General features: G+C 60.2%; 20 protein-coding genes and 4 pseudogenes. 15 read left to right on the forward strand and 9 right to left on the reverse strand.

From position 1 onward, the window contains the following. Positions 1–49 precede the first annotated feature (49 nt). The 3 genes from LOKO_RS16540 to LOKO_RS16545 all read left to right on the forward strand — a co-directional run bounded on the left by LOKO_RS16540 (position 50) and on the right by LOKO_RS16545 (position 3,837). Positions 50–1,042 (forward strand): IS30 family transposase, encoded by a 993-nt coding sequence (locus tag LOKO_RS16540; protein ID WP_066451781.1) that lies wholly within the window; start codon positions 50–52, stop codon positions 1,040–1,042. Next, a complete protein-coding gene (locus LOKO_RS18990; protein WP_158509957.1) occupies positions 1,023–2,183 on the forward strand; it encodes a stealth family protein in 1,161 nt (386 codons plus the stop codon). Before LOKO_RS16540 ends, LOKO_RS18990 begins: the two co-directional genes overlap by 20 nt. Positions 2,184–2,478: 295 nt before the next feature. Then, positions 2,479–3,837 carry an acyltransferase family protein gene (locus LOKO_RS16545; protein WP_066451783.1) on the forward strand — a complete coding sequence of 453 codons (1,359 nt, stop codon included), beginning with the start codon at positions 2,479–2,481 and terminating at the stop codon, positions 3,835–3,837. Between the two features lie 635 nt (positions 3,838–4,472). Here LOKO_RS16545 and LOKO_RS16550 read toward each other — a convergent pair. Further along, positions 4,473–6,515: a CocE/NonD family hydrolase gene (locus LOKO_RS16550; RefSeq protein WP_066451785.1), complete on the reverse strand. Its 2,043-nt coding sequence runs from the start codon at positions 6,513–6,515 to the stop codon at positions 4,473–4,475. A 59-nt stretch (positions 6,516–6,574) separates the two neighbouring features. Then, complete coding sequence (locus LOKO_RS16555; RefSeq protein WP_066451786.1) at positions 6,575–7,876, reverse strand: ATP-grasp domain-containing protein; 1,302 nt, start codon at positions 7,874–7,876, stop codon at positions 6,575–6,577. 389 nt (positions 7,877–8,265) lie between these two features. Between LOKO_RS16555 and LOKO_RS16560 the strand changes: the two genes are divergently transcribed. Beyond that, entirely contained in the window at positions 8,266–9,093 is an 828-nt protein-coding gene (locus LOKO_RS16560; RefSeq protein ID WP_235588893.1) for a cyanophycinase, read from the forward strand. Then, positions 9,080–10,018: pseudogene (locus LOKO_RS16565) on the forward strand (cyanophycin synthetase family protein); the annotation flags it as partial. The gene LOKO_RS16560 and the pseudogene LOKO_RS16565, both read left to right, overlap by 14 nt. A 168-nt stretch (positions 10,019–10,186) precedes the next feature. Here LOKO_RS16565 and LOKO_RS18995 read toward each other — a convergent pair. Both LOKO_RS18995 and LOKO_RS16570 read right to left on the reverse strand, forming a co-directional pair. Next, a pseudogene (locus tag LOKO_RS18995) lies at positions 10,187–10,813 on the reverse strand (M20/M25/M40 family metallo-hydrolase); the annotation flags it as partial. A gap of 97 nt (positions 10,814–10,910) precedes the next feature. After that, on the reverse strand, positions 10,911–13,031 hold the full coding sequence (locus tag LOKO_RS16570) for a tRNA(Met) cytidine acetyltransferase TmcA (RefSeq protein ID WP_470303276.1): 2,121 nt from the start codon (positions 13,029–13,031) through the stop codon (positions 10,911–10,913). 329 nt (positions 13,032–13,360) lie between these two features. On the opposite strand from LOKO_RS16570, the gene LOKO_RS16575 reads away from it, so the two are divergent. The 5 genes from LOKO_RS16575 (at position 13,361) to LOKO_RS16595 (ending at position 18,212) form a co-directional block, all read left to right on the forward strand. Further along, positions 13,361–14,464 carry a TRAP transporter substrate-binding protein gene (locus LOKO_RS16575; protein ID WP_144439693.1) on the forward strand — a complete coding sequence of 368 codons (1,104 nt, stop codon included), beginning with the start codon at positions 13,361–13,363 and terminating at the stop codon, positions 14,462–14,464. 82 nt (positions 14,465–14,546) lie between these two features. After that, the gene (locus LOKO_RS16580; protein ID WP_066451792.1) at positions 14,547–15,149 is read left to right on the forward strand and encodes a TRAP transporter small permease subunit; all 603 of its coding nucleotides are present in this window, start codon (positions 14,547–14,549) and stop codon (positions 15,147–15,149) included. Positions 15,150–15,160: 11 nt separating this feature from the next. Further along, positions 15,161–16,531, forward strand: coding sequence for a TRAP transporter large permease (locus LOKO_RS16585; RefSeq protein WP_066451795.1), 1,371 nt, complete (start codon positions 15,161–15,163; stop codon positions 16,529–16,531). A 22-nt stretch (positions 16,532–16,553) separates the two neighbouring features. After that, entirely contained in the window at positions 16,554–17,336 is a 783-nt protein-coding gene (locus LOKO_RS16590; protein ID WP_066451798.1) for a 3-hydroxybutyrate dehydrogenase, read from the forward strand. Between the two features lie 141 nt (positions 17,337–17,477). Further along, positions 17,478–18,212, forward strand: coding sequence for a phosphatase PAP2 family protein (locus LOKO_RS16595; RefSeq protein WP_066451800.1), 735 nt, complete (start codon positions 17,478–17,480; stop codon positions 18,210–18,212). Between the two features lie 49 nt (positions 18,213–18,261). Here LOKO_RS16595 and LOKO_RS16600 read toward each other — a convergent pair whose 3' ends face one another. From LOKO_RS16600 to LOKO_RS16620, 5 genes are all read right to left on the reverse strand, one after another. Then, positions 18,262–18,717: an META domain-containing protein gene (locus tag LOKO_RS16600; RefSeq protein WP_066451803.1), complete on the reverse strand. Its 456-nt coding sequence runs from the start codon at positions 18,715–18,717 to the stop codon at positions 18,262–18,264. Between the two features lie 231 nt (positions 18,718–18,948). Then, on the reverse strand, positions 18,949–19,389 hold the full coding sequence (gene gloA / locus LOKO_RS16605) for a lactoylglutathione lyase (RefSeq protein ID WP_066451805.1): 441 nt from the start codon (positions 19,387–19,389) through the stop codon (positions 18,949–18,951). Between the two features lie 42 nt (positions 19,390–19,431). Next, positions 19,432–19,704, reverse strand: coding sequence for a DUF411 domain-containing protein (locus LOKO_RS16610; RefSeq protein WP_083517747.1), 273 nt, complete (start codon positions 19,702–19,704; stop codon positions 19,432–19,434). 72 nt (positions 19,705–19,776) lie between these two features. Continuing rightward, on the reverse strand, positions 19,777–20,796 hold the full coding sequence (locus LOKO_RS16615; protein WP_066451806.1) for a LacI family DNA-binding transcriptional regulator: 1,020 nt from the start codon (positions 20,794–20,796) through the stop codon (positions 19,777–19,779). A gap of 52 nt (positions 20,797–20,848) precedes the next feature. Beyond that, complete coding sequence (locus tag LOKO_RS16620) at positions 20,849–21,784, reverse strand: 3-hydroxyacyl-CoA dehydrogenase (RefSeq protein WP_066451808.1); 936 nt, start codon at positions 21,782–21,784, stop codon at positions 20,849–20,851. Between the two features lie 271 nt (positions 21,785–22,055). Between LOKO_RS16620 and hisD the strand changes: the two genes are divergently transcribed. The 5 genes and pseudogenes from hisD to LOKO_RS19000 all read left to right on the forward strand — a co-directional run. Continuing rightward, positions 22,056–23,366 (forward strand): histidinol dehydrogenase, encoded by a 1,311-nt coding sequence (gene hisD, locus LOKO_RS16625; RefSeq protein ID WP_066451809.1) that lies wholly within the window; start codon positions 22,056–22,058, stop codon positions 23,364–23,366. Continuing rightward, positions 23,363–24,115, forward strand: coding sequence for an SDR family NAD(P)-dependent oxidoreductase (locus LOKO_RS16630; RefSeq protein ID WP_066451810.1), 753 nt, complete (start codon positions 23,363–23,365; stop codon positions 24,113–24,115). The genes hisD and LOKO_RS16630 overlap by 4 nt, the downstream gene beginning before the upstream one ends. Before the next feature lie 103 nt (positions 24,116–24,218). After that, entirely contained in the window at positions 24,219–25,322 is a 1,104-nt protein-coding gene (gene dctP, locus LOKO_RS16635; RefSeq protein ID WP_066451812.1) for a TRAP transporter substrate-binding protein DctP, read from the forward strand. A gap of 68 nt (positions 25,323–25,390) precedes the next feature. Then, positions 25,391–25,552: pseudogene (locus tag LOKO_RS19565) on the forward strand (TRAP transporter small permease subunit); the annotation flags it as partial. A gap of 2 nt (positions 25,553–25,554) precedes the next feature. Beyond that, a pseudogene (locus LOKO_RS19000) lies at positions 25,555–25,704 on the forward strand (c-type cytochrome); the annotation flags it as partial. Between the last annotated feature and the right edge of the window lies 1 nt (position 25,705).

Consider the following 25,705-nt stretch of genomic DNA (forward strand, 5'->3'; position numbering starts at 1 on the left):
GGCCAGCGCCGGTACTCTCACTGCCTTACCTACCAAAGTGAAGCAGAGCATGGGATACCGACAGCTGACCCAGACCCAAAGATACCAGATCTTCGCCCGCCACGACCTGGGCGTGAGCCAGCGGCAGACCGCCAAAGAGCTTGGCCTCCATAGCAGTACGGTCAGCCGCGAGCTGCGCCGCAATGTCATTGCCAGCGGCAAAGATCCCGAGCAGGCACAGTCCCGCGGCGACTACCGGCGACGCACCGCCTGGAAGTGGACGAAGCGCTTGCCCAGCATGATCACCGCCGTCGTCGACCGGCTGCGTGAAGAGTGGAGCCCGGAGCAGATCAGCGGTTTCATGGCCCCCTTGGCCGGCTTAGGCGTCAGTCACCAGTGGGTCTACTCTTTGATCTGGGATGAAAAGGCGCAGGGTGGCGATCTCTGGCAGCATCTCCGTCAGCCCAAACGGCGCAGCAAGCACCGGGCCCAGGCCAAGAGCGCAGGACTCGGCAAGATTCCCAACCGTGTGGGCATCGAGCATCGCCCGGCGGAGATCAATACCAGGCTCGTCATCGGGCACTGGGAGGGCGACACCGTGATCCGGGGGCACAAGCAATCAGGGCTGGTCACGCTGGTAGAGCGTCGCAGCGGCTACCTGCTGGCAGCACGGCTGCCTAGGATATCGGCGGAGCTGACGCAAGCGGCCATGATCCGCCTGCTGAAGCCTCGCCGGGGTGCTGTGCAGACCATCACCCTGGACAACGGCTCGGAGTTCGCCGGTCACGAAGCCGTGGCCAAGGCGCTGACTGCTGCGACCTACTTTTGTGATCCCTACTGCTCCGGCCAGCGTGCGAGCAACGAGAACACCAATGGCCTGGTACGGCAGTACTTCCCCAAGGGAACGGACTTCCGGCAGGTCACCAACGCCGAGTTGCGCAAGGTGATCAGAAAGCTCAATGACCGCCCCCGAAAGCGCCTCGGCTACCGGACACCGGCACATGTGTTCTTGGGAGAATACTCAAGAGCCCTGGATACCGCAGGTGCTGCGCGTATTGCTTGAATTCAGGGAATCAGGTTCTTGGCGGAACGCGCTGATTTCTCAAGAGAATACCATCCGCTATCTTCGTTTTAAGGCCGCCCTCATGAATAAGCCGGGTTCAATAGTGTTGCACTTGGAACTTGAAACCGCTTTATCTCAAATGGAGATTGTTTTGGATATTGACGCAGTTATCACTTGGGTAGATGGATCTGATCCCAAGCATAATCAGAAGCGCAACCATTGGCTGCTGAATGAAGCTGGTGAACTACATGATAATGCCACTGATACCAATCGTTGGTTAAATAATAATGAAATTAGATACTGCTTGAAATCCATAGAGATACATGCACCTTGGTTTAGAAAAATATGGATTGTAACCGATGATCAAGTTCCAGAACTGTCATATCTGAGCAAAGAGGCACGAGATAAAATTAAGATTATTGACCATCGGCATATATTTCGAGGCTATGAGGAGTTTCTTCCGACTTTCAACTCTCTCTCAATAGAAACCATGCTTTGGAGAATTGAGGGGCTGTCTGATAATTTTGTATACTTTAATGATGATGTGTTTCTTGTAGGGCCAACAGGGCCAACCCGGTTTTTTCAGAATAATAAGCCAGTCTTGCGTGGTCAATGGGTGGATTTTACAGACATAGACGAGGAGAGGCTGCATAGAATAAATAAAATAAATTCGGCCACAATGCTAGGGTTCAATCAAAGCCATTTTTTTGCTTCAGCGCATGTGGCATTCCCATTAAAAAAACGTGTGCTGGAAGAGCTTTTTCTTAATTACGAAAAGGCTTTCGTAAAAAACATTAGTTATCGATTTCGAGATAAAAGACAGTTTCTGGCACAGGGGGTTCATGACTTGTTCTTGATAAAGTCAAACAATTGCTATTTTAGCAAGAAGAAAGACCATGTTCATATTAAAAAAGATAATGTGTTAACTTTAGGTAGGGCTAAAACCAAAAAAAGGATTGATAAAATTTTTAGTAATAAAGTTAGAATTGCTTGTATAAATGATTTCCATGCCATGGAGTCAGAGTTTGTAGGTTTTGCCAAGTGGATTGAGCGTGCTGTTGGTGAAAGAAAAGATTGCCTGTATTATCTAAAAAAAGCGCAAGTGCGCATAAGGAAAAAATACTTCAAAAGAATTAGTTGATGTTTTTGCTAAGTATGTTCATACATCCATGGAAATCTAGTTGCCTAAGGTACAATTTCCCGCAGTGATTTAAAATGCCTAGTTTTAAGTGGAAACTATCCAACCTTGTGAGTTAGAGCAGGACATGGATCAGCAACGTGTGGGTATCCATGGCAATTCCTCTGTTTCAGCGTCTTTCACGACACTCTTGCAAGGCGCTGGCGTTTCGTGGAAGATGTTAGGAAACACTGTTCGATAACTATATTAACCAAGTGCCCTGTATTTGCAAGGGCCAATCGAATGGAAACGAAACGTCATGACACAGAGGCCTCAGGCATTGGGCTCGACAACGATAAACGACGGCGAACCTCAGGCCGCCCGGGATCGCTATCCCGATGCCCTGCGCGCCGGTGCGCTGCTGGTCGTCGTGTTCGGCCACTGGATCGCGACGCTGCCCCGGCTCGACAACGGCCTGATGACCACCACCGATCACCTGTTGCTGGTGTGGACGGGCGCCGGCGTACTCACCTGGGTATTGCAGGTGGTCCCCCTGTTCGTGTTCGTCTCGGCCGCAGTCAGTGCCGACGGTGCCCAGCGCCGGTTGGAACAGGGCCATCGCCAGCTGCACTGGTGGGCAGGCCGGGCGCTTGGCCTGGCGCGACCCACCGTGACCTACCTGGCGGTGCTGGTGGCCTTCGTCATCGTCGCCGCCTACACCGGGGGGCGCCTGCTCGGCCCCCTCAACCACTCGCTGACCGTCCATCTCTGGTTCCTGATGATGCTGCTGGGAGTGCAGGCGCTGCTGCCGCTCAGCGTCTGGGCCGACCGCCGCTGGGGGCTCAAGGCCGTGGCGGGGCTGCTAGTGCTTGCCGCCCTGGTGGATCTCCTGCGCGCCGGCATGACTGCCCCCGGCGAGTTGCTGGAGCTGGGCACTCACGTCACCGCCAACGGCGGCGGCATCGGCTGGCTCAATGCCATTCTCGTTTGGCTGTTGCCGCAGCAGCTCGGCATCGCCTGGAAGCACGGCCGCTTCTCCGGCCTGGGCTGCGGCCTCGCCCTGCTGCTGTTCGGGCTGCTGTGGCTGGCAGCCGCGGTGGCCTCGGGCTATCCCGTCGCCATGGTGGACGGTGAATTCGGCGTGCCCAGCAACCTGCTTCCGCCCACCCTGGCCCTGGTGGGCGTGATGTGGGTGCAGGTCGGCGTCGTACTGACTTGTGAAGGCCCCATGCGCCGCCTACTGGAGCGCCGCCGAGTCGACAGGGTGGTGACTATCCTCGGCGCCCTGGGCATGCCGCTCTACCTCTGGCACAAGCTGGCCGAGCTGCCGGCAGCCTGGCTGGGCGAGCGACTCGGCCTGCCCATCGACGCCGGCATACCGGGCGAGGTTGGCTTCTGGCTCGGCCGCCTGTTGTGGCTCCTGCTGTGCATCGTCGCTGTCGCCCCGGTCATGGTCGCCGTGGTGTCCTTCGAGATGAGCCGCAAGCGCGACGTGGTCTCCGCCACCGGCACCTCGGCGATTCTGACCGGTGGGGCCGCACTACTCGGCGGCATCATCGCCAGCCTGGCCCTCGGCGCCCTGCCCGGCGCCCTCTTCGGCCTGGCCGGCGTAGCGGCCGCCTCCTGGCTGCTGCGCGCCCACCCGCAGCCGACAGGAGAACCACTGGGACGCACCTGAGCCGAGTAACAGGAAGTGGAACCGAAGGCCTTGTAAGCTATTTCTTACAAATTCTATCGGCAATGTCTTACACACCACTTGCCGCAGGTTAACGTCACAGGCTAGCTCGAGTGTGACAGTAGAGGCGTACTGAGCACGGAGGCTCAGCCAGGGATGACCGAGTCAGGAATACTCGACTATCCAAGGATGCTCGGGGTGGAAGGATACCCGAGGTGGATGTAAGGAAGCGAAGATCCAGCCCGGCCGAAAGGCCGGGCTTTTTTGTTTACCGTCTCTCGCTGATCTCGCCGCTACCCATTCGTAGCATTAAATCGACGTTTACTTACAGGATTCTTTATCACAGGTTAATTCGGTATCGGCTCTGGGCTGCTACTTTTTATGAACAGGGTAAGGGAAAGCCCACACGGAAGGCCGAGCGACGGAACGCTCAGAAACCAAGGAGGCTTGGGAAGGATTCCCAAGGTAGGTTGACAAGGGAGCGTCAAGGACTCGCCCGGCCCCAGCGGCCGGGCTTTTTCTTGGATTGAATTGCGCCAGAACGGCTCCTGCTCAGGGGTAGCGCCCCCTCTCTTGAAAAATGTTACCTATGCTCTCGAAGAACGTTAACTGTTCGCAGCACTCCAGCACTCCAGCACTCAAACAAGATCGCGCGGGATTTTCTCGTCCCAACTCTTGGAAAATACCCGGCTATCGCCCTCAAAGGCATCAAGTGTCGCTCGCAGACGAAAGCTTTGAGCGTCAGACGTCATTAATGTGCGAGTCACACTGCGTACTTCCCAGCCGCCGCGTCGGAAAGTACGCTCCCACTCGGTCCAGCCACTCACGCTGTCGTAATTGCCGTAGGCATAGGTATAGCGCTCGACGACCCGTGCCGAGAGTTCCAGCTCGATGTCATCGAGACGAAAGGTGCCTTGGTCATTGATGACTTCGAGTGTGGTCTGGTCATTGGCCAGGTCACGTATCACTCGCCACGCCTCCTGGCTCGGCTGTATCACGCTAACCGCCAGAGGCGGTGCTGCCTCCGGCGAGCTAAATGGGGGCAGTGCCGCTTCTTCCCGGGGCTGGGGCTCGCGGCATGGCAGAATCATCAGGCACCCGGCAGGGTGCACTGTCAGTCTGACAGGCACAGGAGACGGCCAGGCCAGCGGCCAGTAACTGGTCGAAAGCGAGAGGCGTATCGCGTTGCCCACGGGAAACTTCTGCGCGATGTGTTTAAGCGGGACGCGCACGCGATAACGCTTGCCCGGTTCCAAGGCCTGGGGAAACTCGTCACTGTCACGGTGGGTCAGGTTCAGCAGGCCATAGGAAATCCGGGTCGCCTTATCGTCATCGGCAATATCGCTGAGCCGTAGCGCCACCATCGCCACCGGCTGATCGGCTTCGATCTCGAGCTCGACAATGGGTTGTCCGCAAATCTCGATGTCCTGTTCGAGCCGTGCCGTCTGGAAAATCAGCGAGCCGCCGTCCTCGTCGCGTTGATCGTGAGGCAGGTCCGGCGGAGCATTGTAGGAGCACCACTTGCCAGCATACAGCCCTACAGACAGCGGCGAACGAACGGAAAGAGGAGCATCGTCGCCCGATACGCAAGCCGAGGGATTCGGGGGGTCCGGCAGCAAATCATGACCACTGGTGAAACGGAAGTGCTTCGGTTCGATCCGCGGTGATGGCCAGCTCGGTTCGGCAACCCAGCGCCCCGGTCGTACCTCGTAGCGGGCCGACGGCGGAACCGATTCCTGCATCCATACGCGCAGCATCGGCTCGTCCATGATGCCCGTTTCTTTGCCCTTCAACCAATAGTCCCACCAGCGTAGTGATTCCTGCAAAAAACCGATGGCCGGGCCCGGAACACCATGATACGGATACATGTGCGCCCAGGGGCCAACCAGGCCCTTGCGTGGCACATCGAGCCCCGCGAGCAACCGAAACACGGCGTTGCAATATCCGTCTGCCCAGCCGCTGATGGCATAGACGGGGCAGCGAATGAGTGAGAAGTCCTCGCAAACCGAGCCATGCTTCCAGTAGTCGTCGCGACGCTGATGCTGCAGCCAGGTAGCCAGCCAGAGCCCACTATGCTCAAGGCGCTCCAGCCACATGTCCCGCCAACGCTCACCAACCAACAGCGGGTCGGGTGGGCAGGTATTGCCATCGAACATGGTCGAGGCCCATGACAGGTTATCGCCAAGCAGGCAGCCACCCATGTGGTGGACATCATCGGCGTAGCGATCGTCGGTCGAGCACAGTGTGATGACGGCCTTCAGCTCGGGCGGCTGCATTGCCGCAATTTGCAGGCCGTTGAACCCGCCCCAGGAGATGCCGATCATGCCGACATCACCGGTACACCAGGATTGCTGACCCAGCCAGTGCAGGATCTCGACGCCATCGTCCAGTTCCTGCTTCAGGTATTCGTCGGTCAGCACGCCGTCCGATTCGCCACTGCCACGTATGTCTACACGCACCCCGGCGTAGCCGTGGCCGGCCCAGTAAGCGTGCGTCTGTGCGTCACGCATCGCCGTCAGGTCTCGTTTGCGATAAGGCAGGTATTCGAGGATTGCCGGTACCGGATCACTCTCGGCATCCACCGGTCGCCAGATACGAATGGCCAGCCGACAGCCATCGGCCAGCGTGATCCAACCTTCCTCATCCTGCACGTCGCGGGGAAAATCGCTGACGATATGCATGACCCTGCTCCCATTTTCGTAATCGGGTTTCTTACATTCATTCCCACGACTAGAGCACGTCAGCCGACGATGTCCTCGAACGCAAAATTAAGCTGCTCGGCAAGGCGTGCGTAGTTCTCTTCCAGTGCGAGATCGTCGTCTGCCCCCATCCACACGTAAGCCAGGGCGTAGCTGTAGCTGTCTTGCTCAGGTAGGGATGACAAGCGCATGCCGATCTCGACCTGTACCGTGATCATGGTGCCGGGAAAGGCTTGCTGCAGTGTCTCGATTTCCTCGGCACTCGGTACCCGGCTGACGGTGGCGTCGACGAAGAACACCCGATAGAAGAATTTCGCTGCAACCTTGAATGCCCCTTGACGGTAAGGCATGTCTGGCAACTGTCCCAGAGCCAGGTCCACCGTCACTTGCTGATGGCTGACCCCATCGACCTTTTCGAAAAGGTCGCAGTGTGATTGTGCAATACGGGTATTGATCTCCAGCAGCCAAATGCGATCTTGAACCTCATCCCAGAAGTATTCGACGTTGAAGGCCGCATTGTCGTATCCGATATGGGCCATCACTTGACGAGTCAGTTCCTGCATCTTTGCCTGAATGTGAGAGGGTAGACGGGACGGGTAGCGATAATAGAAAAAACTCAGCACTTGCGGATAGCGAATCGAATCGACAATGGCATAAGGGGTAACATCACCTTGGAAGACGTATCCCTCGACCGTACATTGCCACCCACCGATAATCTCTTCAGCCATGCAGTGGCCACCATCGACAGAGCGCACTTCGCCAGGCAAGCTGGCTTGCTCAAGCACATAATTGAAAGGCTCTGAAATCGTGCCAATGCCTTCACACAATTGCGATACGGCATGGGCGAAGTCCTCGGGACTATCAATGCGGAAGCCAAGTCGCGACCCTGAAGACTTGATGGGTTTCACGAAAAAGGGGAAATAAAGCCCAGCCTCTCCAATATGCTGCAATGCCTGGCTGTCGAAGGGATCAAAAACGGTAAAGCGCGGAATATAATCGGCAATCACCTCATGTTGAACGAGTCGACTCCAATACTTGTGCTCGCATTTTAGCAAACTCTCGAGACTGGTAGAGCGCGTACCAAATCGCTTGCAGAGCAGCGGCAGCATGGTCGAGACGGGGAAATCCATGTAGCCAACGATGGCATCAATAGGCTCACTGAATTCTTTCAGTTGAGTTTCGGCCCTGTCCAGCATGTCTTCGATAGGAAAAACTTCTGTATCGTTGACCTCCATTGGGTCGATCACACCATGAAACCGATAATTCTCAGCCCCACGTAAGTGATTGAGTCGTTTGCAATTATAATCATCCATCCCGACAACAAAAATATTCCGTTCGCTCATGATCGCCTCCTGGCGCAAGCTCGGCTGTCGTAGTCCTCGCAGCCGCGGTGCAACGGGTAGCAGGCAGGGTATGGCCATTGCCGTCCTGACCCACGGGACTGGCATGGGGGAAGGCCGCTTATCAAAGCATAGCGGTTAATTGTTGCTGCGCTGGGGCAATACGCGATAGAGCAGAAATTTCACTACTCCACAGCTGGGGTCTAGTCCTACCGGGGAATCGCTATAAACATGGCTAAGGCGGTTTTCGGCTGTTATAAGTGAAGAGACGGGTTAAAGCATCACGCGATACGCCATTACCAGCACCGGTAATGATTCAGCGTACCTCAAGAGCGTCGCTGGGCGGCGAATGGGATATGGCTTCACACTACCCCACCATTTCCGGCCACATCGTGGCCATTGGCGGTGCCGAGGACAAGACTTCCGAACTCGCCATCCTGCGACGAGTTTTCGAGCTTGCCCCCAAAGACAATGCCGAAGTCGCCATCATCGCCACGGCCAGCAGCATTCCTGAACAGCTCCTGCCCTGCTATGAAGCGGCTTTTACTCGCCTGGGCGCAAGCCAGGTCCATGCGCTGGAAATCCAGGATCGCCAACAAGCCGCCGACCCCGAGACTGTCCGACTTATTCAACGAAGTGGCGTGATTTTCTTGACCGGGGGCGATCAGCTTCGCCTGACCAATATTTTTGGCGGCACCGCCACCCTGCGGGCGATTCGCGAAAGCCTTAGGGCCGGCGCCGTAGTAGCAGGGACAAGTGCAGGCGCTGCAGCCATGCCAAGCACCATGATCTACAACGGTGCGGCAGCAGACGCCTTGCGCAAAGGGGCGGTCAACATGAGCTTCGGGCTGGGCATCGTTCGCGGGATGGTCATCGACAGCCACTTTCTCGAGCGGGGTCGATTCACGCGTCTCATGGAAGTGGGTGCCAGCAACCCGGAGCAGTTGGGCGTCGGCATTGGCGAGAATGCAGCGGTCATTGTTCATCCGAACCGCATTCTGGAAGCCATCGGGCCGGGGCACGTCATCATCATCGACAGCCGGGATCTGGCGAGCTCCAATATTGCGGAATTGGCGATGGGCGAGCCGGTTGCCGTCGAGCACATGATCCTGCACGCCATGGTCAGTGGCCATGGATACGATATCGATTCACGACGCTATCTCGTCGCTGAGGAACTCAGCGCCATCCTGGCAGGGAGCCATGGGAATGAACATACTTGAACATCGGGCGCTGCGCGGTCCGAATTACTACAGCCGCTATCCGGCTATCTTCCTGCGCCTGGACATCGGTGAACTCGAGGAGCGGCCAAGCGATACCGTTCCCGGCATCACAGAACGCATCACCGAACTCCTGCCGACCCTGTACGAGCACCGGTGCTCGGTCGGACGTGCCGGCGGGTTTCTGGAACGACTCGTCCGGGGCACCTGGGCCGGCCACGTCGTAGAGCATGTCGCAATTGAACTGCAGAACCTGATCGGCTTTTCGGTGGGCTACGGCAAGACGGTCGATTCCTACGAAACCGGCATCTATAACGTCGTCTATCGCTACCGGGACGAGGCCTGCGGCCTGGCGGCCGGGGTGGAAGCCATTGATATCGTCACACGGCTCTTCAATGGCGACGAGATCGATATCCCCACGGTGGTATCCCGCCTCAAGCAGGTGCGAGACGCGCATATGCTGGGGCCATCTTCGGCATCGATCGTGGATGCCGCCAAGCGCCGAGGGATTCCCTGGGCTCGCCTTGACCAGAGCAGCAGCTATGTCCAATTGGGACACGGCTGCCGTCAGCAACGAATCCAGGCAACGGTGACTTGCCGCACAAGCCTGATAAGCCACGGCATCGCCGATGACAAGCACTGGACCAAGCAAGTGCTCGGCGAGGCCGGGATTCCCGTGCCGCATGGGCACATTTGCCATTCGATCGATGAGGCGCTCGAGGCCGCTCTCGATCTCGGCTATCCCGTTGTCGTAAAGCCGCTGATCGGCAATCACGGCCGCGGTGTCAGCACGGACATCACCAACGAAGCGGCACTGCGGGAAGCGTTCACCATTGCCTCCCGCCACAATTCGACGGTCATGGTCGAGAACTTCATCAAAGGAGAGGATCACAGGCTACTAGTGATCGACGGCAAGCTCGCCGCCGCCGCCAGGCGTCGCCCGGCCCATGTGATCGGCGATGGTCAGACGACACTGCAGGCGCTGATAGACAGGGAGAACCGGGACCCGCGTCGCGGTATCGGCCATGAAAACCTGCTGACACAGATTCAGCTGGACGAACATTCCCATCGGCTGATAGCACAGCAGAATCTTAGNGAGGGAGAGCCGCAGCGCCACTTCATCGTCGGCGAGTTCGGCAGTCGGCAATTGGGCTTCCACCACGATATCGGCGCCACCGGCACAGCCGATGAAGACCTCCCCGCGGTCCTCCGAATCGAGATTGAGCAGCAACCGGCCATCAAGCCACCCCTCCGCCAGATTCAGGGCCCCACCCATGGAGGACTCCTCCTCCAGGGTGAACAGCGCCTCGAGCGGGCCGTGCCGGAGGGTATCATCCTCGAGCACAGCCAGCGCTGCCGCCACGCCCAGCCCGTTGTCCGCTCCAAGCGTGGTATGGCGGGCGTGCAGCCAGCCTTCGTCAACATAGGTCTCGATGGGGTCCTGCGTGAAGTCATGGGGGTGGTCGGCGTTGGCCTGAGCCACCATGTCCAGGTGCCCCTGCAGGATAATGCCCGGTGCCGCTTCATGGCTCGGCGTGGCCGGCTTGCGAATGCGAAGATTGCCGAAAGCATCGCGATCATGGGCCAGGCCACGGGCGTCGGCCCAGGCCTCGAGAACGGCCACCAATGCGGCCTCGTGGCCGGAAGGTCTCGGTGTGTTGCACAAGGTACGGAAGTGCCGCCACAGTGGCTGCGGCGAAAGCTGCTCGAGATGTTCGTTCATCGTTGAGTCTTCATGTGGATAACCGCGCTACCTTACCGGGACGATCGCGCCGGGGAAAGTCCACTCAAACTCGCCATCCCCCCACTTCACTCTTCACCTAGCCCTGCGCGATTTGCCCCTCGATGAGCCGGGCCACGGCCTTGCGCAGCTGCTCCATGACGCCGCGCCGACCCGGCACCTTCAGGTTAGTCGCCATCCAGCGGATGTCACGGCCCTGGAAGGCCCAGGCCACCAGCCATACCAGCGCCGGATCGCGACACCCATCGATCGCCGCCTGACGCAGCAGGTTCTGCAGGGCCGGACGCGCCAGGGCCGGATCACGATAGCCGAACGCCACATCGCCAATATCGCACCGATCCTTGGCTTCCAGAGCGGGCCGCGGCCCTTCGGCCAGAAGCGTGACGGCCACCGCTGGGTCCAGTTGATTGAGCTCGAAGGCCAGCAATGCCGGCAGTAGATGCTGAAAGCCTGTCGTCAGCGCGCCGGCCAGGGCTTCGCCCCTTGGGCTGGTCGGCTTCACCACCATCAGCGCATGCTCACCAGTAGACGTCTCTCTGGACAGCCCCAGCCTGACGGCCCGAAAGCGCTGCGCCTGCCAGAAGGCGATCAGTCCCGGCTCGGCGCCGAAACTGGCGCCCAGCAGGTCTATCCCGTCCCGCCGGGCCTCAGCCAGAGCCGATTCCAGCAGCCATCTCCCTACCCCCTCGCGGCGGCGCCCAGGATGCACGGCGATGCGCTGCACGCGCCGAATGCGAGCTTCCAGGGCGTCTCGGGAGCCGGCATGGGCAGCCAGAGATTGGGCCAACAGGTGCCCCGGTGGGCGACGCTCGCCTCGTGCCACCCGCTCCGCCAGCACCGAAGGAAAGCCACCTTCGTCTCCCTGAACCACCACTCCCAGGGCTTGCCCCGCAGCATCCAGCGTCGAGATCCGCAGCCCCGGCTCGTCCAGCAGGCGTTGCAGGTCGCCCGGGGTCGTGCGGTAGTGGGCCTGAACCAGCAGGCCGAATATCTCGCGCAGGGTTTCCTCCTCGGCGGCAAGCACCGAACGCTTCCAGCATGTCTCCTGCAATGGCGCCGATGGCGCAGAGGTGGGCGGCTCGGCATCGAGCAGCAGCAGATCGCTGACCAGCCGCTCCAACGGGTCACCCATTGCCCAACGTATCGGCGCCGCCAAGTGAAATTCATGCCAGTCGGGAGACAGGTGCTGCAGCCGCTCCCGGAAGCGCAGGGCAAAGCCACGGCCAGAGCCTTCATAGCCAGGGACGGTGGTGGCGAAGGCGATCCGGGGAAAGGCCTCGAGCCACTGGCACAGCAAACCCGCGGGAATCGCCGCCGCCTCGTCCACCAACAACCGGCTGCCACTGCCGCCCACCTCCCCCCGTTCAGCCATGGCGGATAGCTCATCCGGTGCGACAAATGTCACCCGCCCGCCTCTGGCGTCGAAGAAATCGCCACCTTGCCGCCGCCCCTCCGGACAGTGAAACGCCAGCCGTTCAAACAGGGCCGACACCGCCGAAGGCCGGGGCGCCGTGACCAGTATCTGGGGTTCTCCACTGGCCAGTAGACGAGCACAGGCAATGCCGAGGGCCGCTGTCTTTCCGCGCCCTCGGTCCGCCGTGAGTACCAGGGGCCGCCGACGCTTCTGCCGGACCAGCCGTGAAACCGCCTCGGCCTGATCGGCTGTGAGGCAATCCGGATCTTCGACCGGGGCGAGCCTTGCCGCCTTGACGCGGGGGCATGCAGGCACCTCTGGCGATGCGCCGGCACGCCAGTGAGCCACACTACCGTCTGCCTCCAGCCGGCGGCGTAGACGCGAGAGGTAGCGGCTGTACTGTTGGTTATCTGCCTGCGACCTTGCCCAGTCGACTGGCGTCAGCAGCAGCAGCAACCCACCGGCGCACAAAGTGCCGCTCAAGGCACCAAAGGCGTTAGGGTCGAAATCGCCCCCTGCCGTGACCGTATCGAACACGATCATGTCATGCTCGGCTCCCAGGTAGCTGCGCGCCTTCGATGGCGGCATCCACGGAGCGAGATCACACTCGGGCGGAGGATCGGCAGCCACCCAGCAAGGCGCACGCCAGGAGCCTTGCTGCCAGATCTCCGAGGCACGCTTGATGGCCTCGTCCGGGCTACCGCTGATCCAGACAAGCCCACGGTAGCCATTTCTCGCCATTTGGTCTGACCAATTGAGCAGCGGAGCGATCTCTGACTCTCTCAAAAGCCTCTCCCATAGAAGGCATTGCCTTTTTTGGCAACAGTAAAACGCTTAATCTCTTAGCAATTGGTCGAAATGCCTTTTGGGCGGCTATTCATGAGCCTGCTAACACATCACCTTTGTTTCAAGATTTTAGCAGCACGTTTCTTGCTTTTCCCCGCCATAGCCTGCAACTTTCTGTAACTCCACCCTATGCAGACGGCATTGTATCAACAACCAATATTGGTCTTACCAATTTTCCAACTTGAGCCAGACCAGCCCCCTCTATAATCTCATTCTCGGAATAGGCCTTTCCTACAACAATACCCGTCGCAACAAGTGGAGTCGCGTCTATGCAAGCCCATACTGGCCGCAGAATGCCTGTACGTTTCAAGCTGATCGGCACAACCGCAGCCGTGATGCTGGCAAGTGCCACCCTCGTGAGTACCGCCAATGCCCAGGAGCGGGTTCGCTGGCAGGTTCCCATCGCCTTCCCGTCGCACCTGGTCGGCCTGAGTACCCCGGTGGTACATCTCTCCGAAACCCTGGAAGCCATCTCCGACGGCAATATCAACCTGCGCTACTACGAGCCGGGCGAGCTGATTCCGCCCTTCGAGATCCTCGATGCCGTCTCCGAAGGCCGCTACCCGGCAGGCTACACCTGGATCGGCTACGATCAGGGCAGCATCCCGGTGCTGCCGCTGCTCTCGGGCCCTCCCTTCGGCATGGAGCCGCCCGCCTTCATGGCCTGGCACTACTTCGGCGACGGTGACGACCTGCTTCAGGAAGTCTATGAGCCCTATGGCGTCAAGGCACTGCTGTGCGGCGTCATCGGTCCCGAAGCCGCCGGCTGGTTCGCCGAGCCGCTCGAGGACCTGGACCAGATCGACGGCCTGCGCATCCGCTTCGCCGGTATCGGCGGTCGTGTGATGGAAAACCTGGGCGCCTCGGTCACCATGATTCCCGGTGGCGAGCTCTATCAGGCCATGGAGCGCGGCACCATCGACGCCATGGAGTTCTCCGCCCCGGCGGTCGACCGTATCCTGGGCATGCAGGAGATCGTCCAGAACTACATCATGCCCGGCTGGCACCAGACCTATACCACCTCCCATCTGCTGGTGAACCAGGAGACCTGGGATGGCCTGACTGACCTGAGCCGCGCCCAGATCGAGACCGGCTGTCGCTCGGCGACCCTGTTCGGCTTCTCCGAGAGCGAGTGGGAGAATCCCCAGGCGCTGGCGGAGTTCGAGGCCGAGGGCGTCAACGCTCAGACCCTGTCGCCGGAGATCCTCGCCGAGCTCGAGGCGGTCACCATGCAGGTACTCGATGAGATGTCCAGCGAGGACGAGCTGTTCGCCCGCGTCCTGGAGAGCCAGCGCGAGTGGATGAGCGTTCACGGTAACTGGCACTCGAAAGGGTACCTGCCGCGCTCCTACTACGCGCCCCAGTCCGACTGATCCAACACGGCTGAGCATCAGGGGGCCGCAAGGCCCTCTGATGCGTATTGCACTGCTTCCGGTTACATGAGGCCGCTCATCGATGTCCACACCCCATGCCGATCACGAGTCGGTCAACTCGCCTCACCCACAGCCCCAGGCTCTGCCCACCAACCGGCTGAGCCATACGCTCGACACCGCCATCGCGGTGATCGGCAAGACCCTCTCCTGGCTGTGGATCGCCACCCTGGCCGTCGTGCTGACCAATGTCTTCAGCCGCTTCATCCTCGGCCGCGGTTCCATCGCCCTGGAAGAGATGTCCTGGCACCTGTTCGGCGCCACCATGATCCTGACCCTCTCCTATGCCGTGGTCACCGATGACCATGTCCGCGTCGACGTGCTGCGTGAGAGATTCTCCCTGCGCTTCCAGGCCTGGGTCGAACTGCTCGGCATCGTGCTGCTGATGCTGCCGATTCTCTATTTCATGATCGACAACCTCATCGAGTACGCCTACCGCTCCTTTACCCGCGGTGAGCGCTCCCAGGCACCCAGCGGCCTGCCCTACCGCTTCATCATCAAGAGCACGCTGCCCATCGGCATGGCCCTGATCGCCATCGCGCTCTCGTCGCGGGCGCTGCGCTGCTGCACCTACCTCTTTCGCTTTCCTCGGGAGCTGCACCTGCGTCGCCCGACCGACTTTCGCTAACGAGGATCATCATGGGTCTCGAAGAATATCTCGTCATCGGCATGTTCGCCGGGTTCATGGGGCTGCTGCTGATCGGCTTCCCCGTCGCCTGGGCGCTGGCCGGCATCGGTTTCCTGTTCGCCATCATCGGCCATGTGCTGGTCGAGCACATGGGCGCCGATCTGTGGTTCTCCTGGGGCGGCACCATCGGCGTGCTCGACCGCCGGCTCTATGGCGTCGTCGCCAATGAGCTGATGGTGGCGCTGCCGCTGTTCATCTTCATGGGGATCATGCTCGACCGTTCCGGCATCGCCGAGCGGTTGATGAACTCCCTGGTGCGGGTGCTCGGCGGCCTGCGCGGCGGCTACGCCGTGACGGTGGTGATCGTCGGCGTGCTGCTGGCCGCTTCCACCGGTATCGTCGGTGCCTCGGTGGTGCTGCTCGGCATGCTCTCCATCGGCCCCATGCTGCAGGCGAAGTACAACAAGTCGCTGGCCGTGGGCACCGCCTGTTCGGTGGGCACCCTGGGCATCCTGGTGCCGCCCAGCATCATGCTGGTGCTGATGGCGGACCGCCTGGGCACTTCGGAGGCCTCGGTGGGCCGGCTGTTCATGGGCGCGCTGATCCCCGGCATCATGCTGGCGGTGATGTACATCGCCTATATCCTGATCGCCGCCTATATCAAGAAGGACCTGGCTCCGGCGCCGGAGAACCGCAAGCCGCTCAACGCCCGGGCGCTGCTCGAGGTGCTGATCGCCGTGCTGCCGCCCATGGCGCTGATCGTGGCGGTGCTCGGCTCGATCTTCACTGGCTTTGCGACCACCACCGAGGCGTCGGCGGTGGGCGCCCTGGGGGCCGTGCTGCTGGCGCTGTTCAATCGTCGCCTGAGCTTCGACGTCGTCTCCAAGGCGCTCTACCAGACCACCCGTACCACGGCCTTCATCTTCGGCATCTTCGTCGGTGCTACCATCTTCGCCGTGGTGCTGCGCGGACTGGGGGGCGACGATGTGATCCGCGCCGCCATCACCGGGCTGCCCTTCGGTCCCGCCGGGGTGGTGCTGACGGTGATGCTGGTGGTGTTCCTGCTCGGCTTCTTCCTCGACTGGGTGGAGATCACGCTGATCATCCTGCCGCTGGTGGCGCCGGTGGTCTTCAGCCTGGGCGTCGATCCGGTGTGGTTCGCCATCCTCTTCGCCATCTGCCTGCAGACGTCGTTCCTGACGCCACCGGTGGGCTTCGCGCTGTTCTATATCAAGGGCGTCTGTCCGCCGGGCATTACCACCACCGACATCTACAAGGGCGTGGCACCCTTCGTGGCACTGCAACTGCTGGGGCTGGCACTGGTATTCTTCTATGAACCCCTGGCAACCTGGCTGCCCGCACAGGTCTATAGCGGACGCTGATCCAAGATACGGAGATACGACCATGCAACTGAGTGACAAGACAGCCCTGATTACCGGCGCCGCCGGCGGTCTCGGACGCGCCATCGCCGAACGCTATGCCCGGGAAGGCGCTCGGGTCGCCATTGCCGACCTAAATCTCGAAGCGGCCAACGCCACGGTGAACGCCATTCGCGAGCAGGGTGGCGAGGCCATGGCCGTGGCGATGGATGTGACCGACGAGGCGGCCGTGGAGGCCGGTGTGGCGCAGGTGATCCAGGAATGGGGACGCCTGGATATCGCCATCGCCAATGCCGGGATTCAGCATATCGAGCCGCTGCACACCCTGAGCTTCGCCGACTGGCGCAAGGTCATTTCCGTGCATCTGGATGGTGCCTTCCTGCTGACAAGTGCCGCCCTGCGCCAGATGTATCAGCAGGAGAGCGGTGGCTGCATGCTTTACATGGGCTCGGTGCACAGCAAGCTCGCCTCGCCGCTCAAGGCGCCCTATGTGGCGGCCAAGCATGCCCTGCTGGGTCTATGCCGCACCGTGGCCAAGGAGGGCGCTGCGCATCGGGTACGCACCAATGTCATCTGCCCCGGCTTCGTGCGTACGCCGCTGGTCGACAAGCAGATTCCCGAACAGGCCGCCGCACTGGGAATCTCCGAGGAAGCGGTGATACGCGACGTGATGCTCAAGGACACCGTGGACAGGGAGTTCACCACCCTGGACGATATCGCCGAGGTGGCGCTGCATCTCGCCGCCTTCCCCACGGCGGCGCTAACCGGACAGTCGATCGTGGCCAGCCACGGCTGGTATATGCAGTAGCGGGAACTCGCCCAGGCAGTCGGCCATACCGGCTGCCTGGTGCAGGGAACGGCCAATTGACACCACCATTAGGGAACGCTGTTCTGCTATAGGCGTTTCGCCTAGAATGGGCTCACACTTCCACAACGCGTGCCGACGCCCATGTCTCAGACTGAAACCAACTTTGCGCTTGGACGCATTCTGCTCTTCAACCTCCTGGGTGCCATTCTGGTTTGGACCTGGTTATCGCCGGGGCTGATGTTCTGGACGGAGATAGACGATGCCGTCTTCTTCGCCACCAATGCCTGGCTCAGCGAAGAGAACGAAGCCTGGGTGCTGTTCGTGGCGGCCACCAACAACCGACTGTTCGACGTCGTCAGCTTCATGATCCTGCTGGCTATCTACCTGTGGGCCATCGGGCGCGATCCCGACCCGCATTACCGCATGCTGCGCTGGGGCGGCATCGGTATCACCATGCTGCTCTCGGCGGTGTTCATCGCCCAGGGTTTTCGCATGGTAGTGTCCTACACCCACCCCAGCCCCACCCTGGTGTACGAGAACGTCAACCTGATCACCGAGATGGTCGACTTCTCGACCAAGGACAGCTCCGGTAGCAGCTTCCCCGGCGACCACGGCGTGAATCTGGTGCTGTTCACCGCATTCATGTGGCGCTTTGCGGGGCTAAAGGTGATGCTGGTCAGCGCGGTCTTCGCCGTGTTGCTCAGCGCGCCACGTATCCTCAGCGGTGCCCACTGGTTCAGCGATGTCTACTTTGCAGCCGTGGTGATCAACCTGTTCGTCGCGCCCTGGATACTGCTTACGCCACTGGCACCAGCACTCTCGCGAGCGCTTACTGCCGGGATGATCAAGGTACGTAACGCCTTGCCGGGTCGTTAGGGAAATCGGATGTTGAAAAGCGCGGCCATGGCCGCGCTTTTTGCTTGCTTCAATTCGCCTTGCGCCAGCCTCCTAATACCCGCTGATCCGGGCCAAAGAACACCAGCCGGTCGTGATCGATGAGGTAGCGGTAGGCCGTTTCCATCATGCCGGTGACCCGGCTGGCGTCATCGAGCTGCGGGCAGCCCATTTTCGTGGTGGCCAGCTCGCGGAACTGAATGCGGTTGCCGTCATCCAGCTGTACCTTGCCATTGATCGTGTTGCAGCCATCGTGGCCAGTGACACGGCCGTCGGGCGCAATCACGAAATGGGGCGTAGTGGGCATCGAGAGGCGTTCATCGGTGCCGACCAGCAGCAGGTTCCAGCGCTGTCCCACCACCGGGTGGTCGCTGGAGACGCGCACTTCGTCTTGACGAGTCGGCTCGGTGGGCTTGCCGCCACACGCAGCCAGGGTCATGGCGACGAGCGCCAGCAGCAGCGCTCGGCCAGAGAGAGTTTTGTTCATCGAGAGATTTGTTCCTTATTGCTCTATGCCGGTCTTAGGAAGCGCTGAACAAATTGCCGAGCGAGATGAAGCGGCTAGGTTCGTTCCCGACGAACCAACGCACTTCCCACATTCCTGTGGGTCGCAAGGCGCACGGAGCCTACGGGGTATAGGTGAGGATCCGACGGTCCTACGCTTCGGCACCGCGCAACGCAGCGATTCGCTCGCGCAGGCATTTGTGCAGTGTTTCCTTTACCAGGTGCCGGTGTTTTCCATGGAGACCCAGGGCTCTGCTGGCGGCAGCGCCTCGCCCCGCTGCAGCAGCTCGATGGAGATGCCGTCGGGGCTTCTCACGAAGGCCATGTGTCCATCGCGGGGCGGCCGGTTGATGGTGACCCCGTTCTCCTGCAGACGCTCGCACAGGGCATAGATATCATCGACCCGGTAGGCCAGGTGGCCGAAATTGCGCCCACCGGTGTACTCTTCGGGATCCCAGTTCCAGGTCAGCTCCAGCTCGGGTGCCTTGAGTTCGGCCGAGCGGGCCTCGTCCTCGGGCGCGGCGAGAAAGACCAGGGTGAAGCGCCCCTTCTCGTTCTCCTTGCGGCGCACCTCCTTCAATCCGAGCAGATCGCAGTAGAAGCGAAGCGACGCATCCAGGTCGCTGACGCGCACCATGGTGTGCAGAAATTGCATGGGCCACCTCTATCTCTATATTGGTTCGTTCAGGGAAGTCTCTCAGTCATGAGTGTACTCGCTGAAGATGGCCGGCGTCCGGTCCTCATGCTGCCAGGTGAGCACCGCATAGTCGTCGTAACGGCCGGTTTCCATACCCGGTGAACCATGGGGCATGCCAGGCACCGTCAGTCCCACCACCTCAGGACGCTCCTCGAGCAGTCGCTTGATGTCGGCTGCCGGAACATGGCCCTCGATGACATAGCCATCGATCAGCGCCGTATGACAGGAGGAGAGTTCCGGGGTGACACCGTGTTCCATCTTTACCGAGCGCATATCGCGGGTCTTGTGCTGGCGAACCTCGAAGCCCTCCTCNCCGCCACTCAAACGAGTGGCGGGCGCTGTCGTTCAGATGTGGACATCTGTGGGGCACCGAGCACTTTCGCGCAGGATAGGAACGATGGGGAGCGTCTGGTTGACAGCGACAATGCGACCTTCGGCAATCTGCCACAGCAACTGCTCCGCCGCTTGTACCACCATCTCCTCAAGGGGTTGGCGCACAGTGGTGAGACGATAGCTGGGGAGTGCCGCAAGTGGAATATCATCAAATCCCACCACGGATACATCTTGCGGGACGCGCAGAGAAAAATCGGTACGTAAGGTTTCGATCACGGCAATCGCCATGTGATCATTGGCCGCAAAAATGGCATCTGGGCGGGAATCCCCGCCACACAGCCGGTGTGTCGCCTGCCGGGCCATGTCTGCTTGATAATCGCCTCGCTCCTCCGCCCAGCAGGTCAGGCCGTAGGCCGCCAGGGCATCGAGAAAACCCCGGCGCCGATGCACATTGGTGGAGGCGCTCGGCAGGCCAGAAATAAAGGCACAGCGTTCATGCCCTGCCGCGGCAAGAAAGCTGCCCACCCAGTACCCACCATGGTAGTTGTCACTGGCAACCTGACTCACACTGTCCGAATCGACAGTGCGGTTGATCAACACTACGGGGATACTGCGCTCGACGCACTCCTGGGCAAAGGAGGAGGAGAGTGAAGCTGATAGCATGAGAATGCCGTCAACCTGACTTTGCAGAATTTCACCCATGACGCCTTTCGACTCGCCATCGGCGCTGACCATGAACAACAGCAGGTGGTAGCCCTTTACCTGGAAAAGGCGTGAAGCGCGGTCAAGCATCTGAGCATAGAAGGGGTTATCGAGCTGCGACATCACCACGGCAATAGTGCGTGACGACCGCGTAATGAGACTGCGAGCAATGCTGTTCGGGCGATAGCCAAGTGTTTTTGCCGCGGCAAGCACCTTTTCCCGCGTGCCGTCGGAAATGCTCGCTCGTGGCGAAAAACAGCGACTCACCGCCGACTGAGAAACACCCGCTAGCGCGGCGACATCACGCGAGGTAACGGAGCGTTTCTTCATCGCGTCCCTCCAAGCCTGCCACAGTCCGGCTGGACGCCGAGCGGACACCCGGTCATGACGTCTGCTGCGTGTTGCGGTGCGCAATCAAGGCCATGAGCCGGCGATCACGCCAGGCCTGGCGCTCGCCGAGTTCACTCACCGGCAGGGCGGCACGTCGCTCACGATCAAGGGCCTCGAGGGTCTCTTCGGCCCAGGGGTTGTCATTGCCACGCTGGATGTCCACGTCACGATAGAGCGGTCCATAGCGGGCGGCATAATCCACCACACCGGCAGGTGCATTCAGGTCGATTGTCTCGAAGGGACCCATGAACGACCACCGTAGCCCAAGTCCATGCTTGACGGTCTTGTCAATATCTTCTGCCGAGACATAGCCATCCCGAAACAACCGCAGTGCCTCATTGAGCAAGGCACCTTGCAAGCGATTGAGAATGAAGCCCTGCACCTCCTGCCTGACCAGAATGGGAGACTGGTTCACCGCTTCCATGATTTGCATGGTGAGCGCCACCGAGGCCTCGTTGGTCACCGGCGCGGGGACTACCTCCACCAACGGAATGAGATAGGGAGGGTTGACCGGATGCGCCACCAGGCAACGCTCAGGATGAGACAGGTGCTCAATGAATTGAGAAGCAACAATTCCCGAGGTGGAGCTGGCAAGCACTGTATTAGGAGCCGCCGCCGCCTCGAGATCGGTATAAAGCCGCCTCTTGACCTCGACATTCTCGGGACCGCACTCCTGAACGTAATTGACGCCGTCTAGGGCCTTGGCAAGTTCCGGTTCGATTCTGATATGAGCCATCACGGCAGCGGGATCAGTAATCAAGCCGGCGGCCTCGAGATCCTCGAGTGAAGCCCGAATTTTCTCGGGCGCCTTCCTCAACGTCGACCCGTCCACGTCATACAGACAGACCGGTACTCCTTTTCTGGCGAAAACGATTGCCCAAGCCCTACCGATCAGGCCAGCTCCTGCAACTGCGACGCGATATGTCATTTCCGATCTCTCGTGCTTGCTGTTGTCGTAGGCAAATGTTGCTGCGAGGCTCCCACAGGGACACCTGCCCGACCCTTATACATTAGTCGCAGACAATCTCACTAAATGCACGAAAAAATGAATACGAATTCATCCAAATCATCAAGATAATACTTATTAAACAACGTCTTAAAATTAAGCACGATTTCCTACAAGAGCATTTTAAAAAATCTTGCATTCGTATTCAATGCAACCTAGCCTGCACTCCAGTCACACATTTCAGGAGAGCCATATGATTCGTCACCTCAAGGCGGGCGCTTCCGTTGAAGCCCGTGCCGAAGCTGACCGCAAGGTGCGTGACACCGTCGAAAGCACCCTCGCCGACATTGAAGCCCGTGGTGACGCCGCTGTTCGCGAGTTATCGGAAAAGTTCGACAACTGGTCGCCCGCTTCTTTCCGCCTCACCGACAGCGAGATTCAACAGGCCATCAGCGAAGTCTCCGAGCGTGACCTTGAGGATATCCGTTTCGCCCAGTCGCAGATCCGCCGCTTCGCTGAGGCCCAACTGGCTTCCATGCAGAACGTCGAAGTCGAAACGCGACCTGGAGTCGTTCTGGGCCACAAGCACCTGCCGATCAATGCCGTAGGCTGTTATATCCCCGGCGGAGGCTACCCCATGGTGGCTTCAGCGCACATGAGTGTGCTGACTGCCAAGGTAGCGGGCGTCAAACGAGTGATCGCCGCTGCACCGCCTTACAAGGGCAACCCCCACCCTGCCATTGTCGCCGCCATGCACCTGGCCGGTGCTGACGAGATTCTGGTTCTGGGGGGAGTTCAAGCGGTGGGCTCAATGGCCATCGGCACCGAAAGCATCGACCCGGTGGATATGCTGGTCGGCCCGGGCAATGCCTTTGTCGCCGAAGCCAAGCGACAACTTTTCGGCCGTGTCGGTATCGACCTGTTTGCTGGTCCCACGGAGACCCTCATCATTGCCGACGATACAGTCGATGGGCTACTTTGCGCCACCGACCTGCTGGGGCAAGCCGAGCACGGCACTAATTCGCCGGCGGCGCTTTTGACCACGTCAGAGGCACTGGCCAAGGACACCATGGCCCAGATCGAGGAGTTGCTGAAGAAGCTGCCTACCGCCGAGGTGGCGCGACAGTCCTGGGAAACCTATGGCGAGGTCATTCTCTGCGATACCCCTGAAGAGATGCTGCAGGTGGCGGATGACATGGCCTACGAGCATGTTCAGGTAATGACAGAAGACCCTGAGCTCTACCTTGAGAAGATGACCAACTATGGCGCCCTTTTCCTGGGCCCACGTACCAATGTGGCCTTCGGTGACAAGGTAATCGGCACCAACCACACCCTGCCGACCAAGAAGGCCGCTCGCTATACCGGGGGCCTGTGGGTCGGCAAGTTCCTCAAGACCTGCACCTATCAGCGCATATTGACCGACGAAGCATCTGCCGAGATTGGCGCCTACTGTTCGCGCCTGTGTGCTCTGGAAGGCTTTGCCGGACACGGTGAACAAGCCAATGAGCGCGTTCGCCGCTATGGCAAGCGTGATGTGCCCTACGCCTCGGCGGTAGATGCATGAGGCTGCCGCAGACACCTGATGGGCGTCTGGACGGCAAGCGCGCCCTGGTTACCGGCGCAAGTCAGGGGTTAGGTCTGGCCGTCTCCTGCGCCCTCGCCCAGGCTGGCGCGCATGTCAGCCTGGTGGCTCGTGGCCGGGAAAAGCTCGAGGCACTGGTCGAGGCATTGAAGTCCGCCGGCCATGCTGCCGAGGCCTTGCCACTGGATGTCAATGATTCGAGTGCCGTCAAAAGCGCCCTGTCGGGCCTACGTTTCGACATCCTTGTCAACAACGCCGGCACTAATCGGCCCAAACCGATTGCAGACGTATCGGAGGAGGACTATGCCGCAGTCATGGATCTCAACGTTCGCGCCACCTACTTCATCACTCAGACGGTGATCGAACTGATGCCCGACGGAGGCAGCGTGATCAACCTCTCATCGCAGATGGGTCATGTCGGCGCCGCCAACCGGAGCCTCTATTGCGCTTCTAAATCTGCGGTGGAAGGCATGACACGTGCCATGGCAGTGGAGCTTGGCCCTCGCGGCATTCGAGTCAACAGCCTCTGCCCCACCTTCATCGAGACGCCGATGACCCGGCCCTACTTCCAGGAGCCCGGCTTTCTGGAAGGGGTGCTGGACAAGATTCCGCTGGGGCGTCTCGGGCAGATTGAGGATGTCATGGGGCCCGCTGTCTTTCTCGCCTCTCCCGCTTCCGCCATGGTCACGGGTAGTGCCTTGATGGTAGATGGCGGCTGGACGGCACATTGATTTGGAATCGTGATACGCAGGGCATCTTATGGTGCCTTTTACCCGCCAACTTGCTTAATGACTGTTTGCACCACAAAACAAACCCAATGAAAGGGAGCACTACATGAAGAATACGACCAAGTTCGCCCTCACCGGCCTGGCAGCCAGCATTGCATTCGCCGCCATGGCCACCACGGCCCAGGCCCAGGAGCGCTGGACAATGACGTCCACCTGGCCCGACAGCATCGACCTGATCGAGATCGACCGCCACTGGGCTGAGCTGGCCAACAAATTGACCGGCGACGAACTTGAAATCGAATTCCGCGCCGGCGGCACACTGATGCCCGGCACCGAGGTGTTCGACGCCACCGAGACCGGCAGCATCGAAGCCGCCGGCGACTGGCCCGGCTACTGGGCCGGCCGCAACCCGGCCTTCTCGCCCCTGGCCACCACCACCAGCCTTTTCAATGCCGTGGATTACATCAACTGGATCCATCGCTGGGGCGGCTGGGACCTCTATCAGGAGATCTACGGTCAGTACGACATGGTCTACCTCCCCTATGCCGCACTGAACAACGAGTCGGGCTTCATGGGCCGCACCCCCATCGAGAGCCTGGCCGATCTCGACGGTATGCGCGTACGCCTCTCCGGGCGTGATCAGGGCCGCGTGCTCGAGGAGCTCGGTGGTTCCCAGGTCACCCTCGCCGGCGGCGAGGTCTACCAGGCCATCGAGCGCGGCGTGATCGACGCCGGTGAGTTCTCCACCCCGGGCGTGGACTACAATGCCGGCTTTGCCGAGGTCGCCGATTACTGGGCCACCCCGGGCTGGCACCAGTCCGCCAGTGTGTTTGGCGTGATGATCAACCGCGAGGCCTGGGACGCCCTCTCCGAGGAGACCCAAGAGAAGCTGAAGATTGCCGCCGACGCCACCATGACCTGGTCACTGGCATGGTCCGAGCGTGAGTCCACCGATGCGACGCAGAAGTTCATCGATGCCGGCGTGCAGATCAACCAGTTCTCCGAAGAGGACCTGGCCCGCATCCAGGACATCACCAATGATGTCATCCTGCGCGGCGCCTGCGAGAATCCCGACCACGCCAAGGTCTACCACTCCATGATCAGCTACCTGGAGGACTATGCTACCTGGCGCGATATCTCGGTGCCGTTCAACATGAGCCGCACCATGGATAACCTGCCCTCTCTGGAAGAGATAGAAGCCTGCCTGTAACGGGAGGTCTATGCCGCCCCGGCTGATCCCGGGGCGGTTTTTTGTGGGCCCTACAACGGAGAGCTTCCATGAATGCGATTGCCAAGGCGATCGACACGCTCAATGAGACACTCGGGCGTGTCATTGCGCCGTTGATTGCCATCATCACCCTGGTGGTGCTTTACGACATTGCCTTGCGCTTCTTTACCGGGCGCCCGAGCGATTGGGCCTTCGATATCACCAAGATGCTGTNGCGCTTGGCGTCGATCGCGATTGGGAAATGGATGAGCTGATGGAGCGTGGTGAAGCCGTCTACGGCAGCATCTGTGCCTCCTGTCACCAGGTGGAAGGTCAGGGCTCTCCGCCGGCGTTCCCGGCACTGGCCGGCAACGAGCAGATGCTGC

Origin of the sequence: Halomonas chromatireducens, from assembly GCF_001545155.1 — a bacterium.
Taxonomy (GTDB): Bacteria; Pseudomonadota; Gammaproteobacteria; order Pseudomonadales; family Halomonadaceae; genus Halomonas; species Halomonas chromatireducens.

What these genes read in the sequence shown, in the direction of transcription:
- LOKO_RS16555 (WP_066451786.1), bottom strand. Translation starts at nt 7,876, where the DNA reads ATGAGCGAACGGAATATTTTTGTTGTCGGGATGGATGATTATAATTGC.
- LOKO_RS16545 (WP_066451783.1), top strand. Translation starts at nt 2,479, where the DNA reads ATGACACAGAGGCCTCAGGCATTGGGCTCGACAACGATAAACGACGGC.
- LOKO_RS16620 (WP_066451808.1), bottom strand. Translation starts at nt 21,784, where the DNA reads ATGACATATCGCGTCGCAGTTGCAGGAGCTGGCCTGATCGGTAGGGCT.
- LOKO_RS16615 (WP_066451806.1), bottom strand. Translation starts at nt 20,796, where the DNA reads ATGAAGAAACGCTCCGTTACCTCGCGTGATGTCGCCGCGCTAGCGGGT.
- LOKO_RS16580 (WP_066451792.1), top strand. Translation starts at nt 14,547, where the DNA reads ATGTCCACACCCCATGCCGATCACGAGTCGGTCAACTCGCCTCACCCA.
- LOKO_RS16575 (WP_144439693.1), top strand. Translation starts at nt 13,361, where the DNA reads ATGCAAGCCCATACTGGCCGCAGAATGCCTGTACGTTTCAAGCTGATC.
- LOKO_RS16595 (WP_066451800.1), top strand. Translation starts at nt 17,478, where the DNA reads ATGTCTCAGACTGAAACCAACTTTGCGCTTGGACGCATTCTGCTCTTC.
- LOKO_RS16630 (WP_066451810.1), top strand. Translation starts at nt 23,363, where the DNA reads ATGAGGCTGCCGCAGACACCTGATGGGCGTCTGGACGGCAAGCGCGCC.
- LOKO_RS16550 (WP_066451785.1), bottom strand. Translation starts at nt 6,515, where the DNA reads ATGCATATCGTCAGCGATTTTCCCCGCGACGTGCAGGATGAGGAAGGT.
- LOKO_RS16610 (WP_083517747.1), bottom strand. Translation starts at nt 19,704, where the DNA reads ATGCGCTCGGTAAAGATGGAACACGGTGTCACCCCGGAACTCTCCTCC.
- LOKO_RS16540 (WP_066451781.1), top strand. Translation starts at nt 50, where the DNA reads ATGGGATACCGACAGCTGACCCAGACCCAAAGATACCAGATCTTCGCC.
- LOKO_RS16590 (WP_066451798.1), top strand. Translation starts at nt 16,554, where the DNA reads ATGCAACTGAGTGACAAGACAGCCCTGATTACCGGCGCCGCCGGCGGT.
- LOKO_RS16585 (WP_066451795.1), top strand. Translation starts at nt 15,161, where the DNA reads ATGGGTCTCGAAGAATATCTCGTCATCGGCATGTTCGCCGGGTTCATG.
- hisD (WP_066451809.1), top strand. Translation starts at nt 22,056, where the DNA reads ATGATTCGTCACCTCAAGGCGGGCGCTTCCGTTGAAGCCCGTGCCGAA.
- LOKO_RS16600 (WP_066451803.1), bottom strand. Translation starts at nt 18,717, where the DNA reads ATGAACAAAACTCTCTCTGGCCGAGCGCTGCTGCTGGCGCTCGTCGCC.
- gloA (WP_066451805.1), bottom strand. Translation starts at nt 19,389, where the DNA reads ATGCAATTTCTGCACACCATGGTGCGCGTCAGCGACCTGGATGCGTCG.
- dctP (WP_066451812.1), top strand. Translation starts at nt 24,219, where the DNA reads ATGAAGAATACGACCAAGTTCGCCCTCACCGGCCTGGCAGCCAGCATT.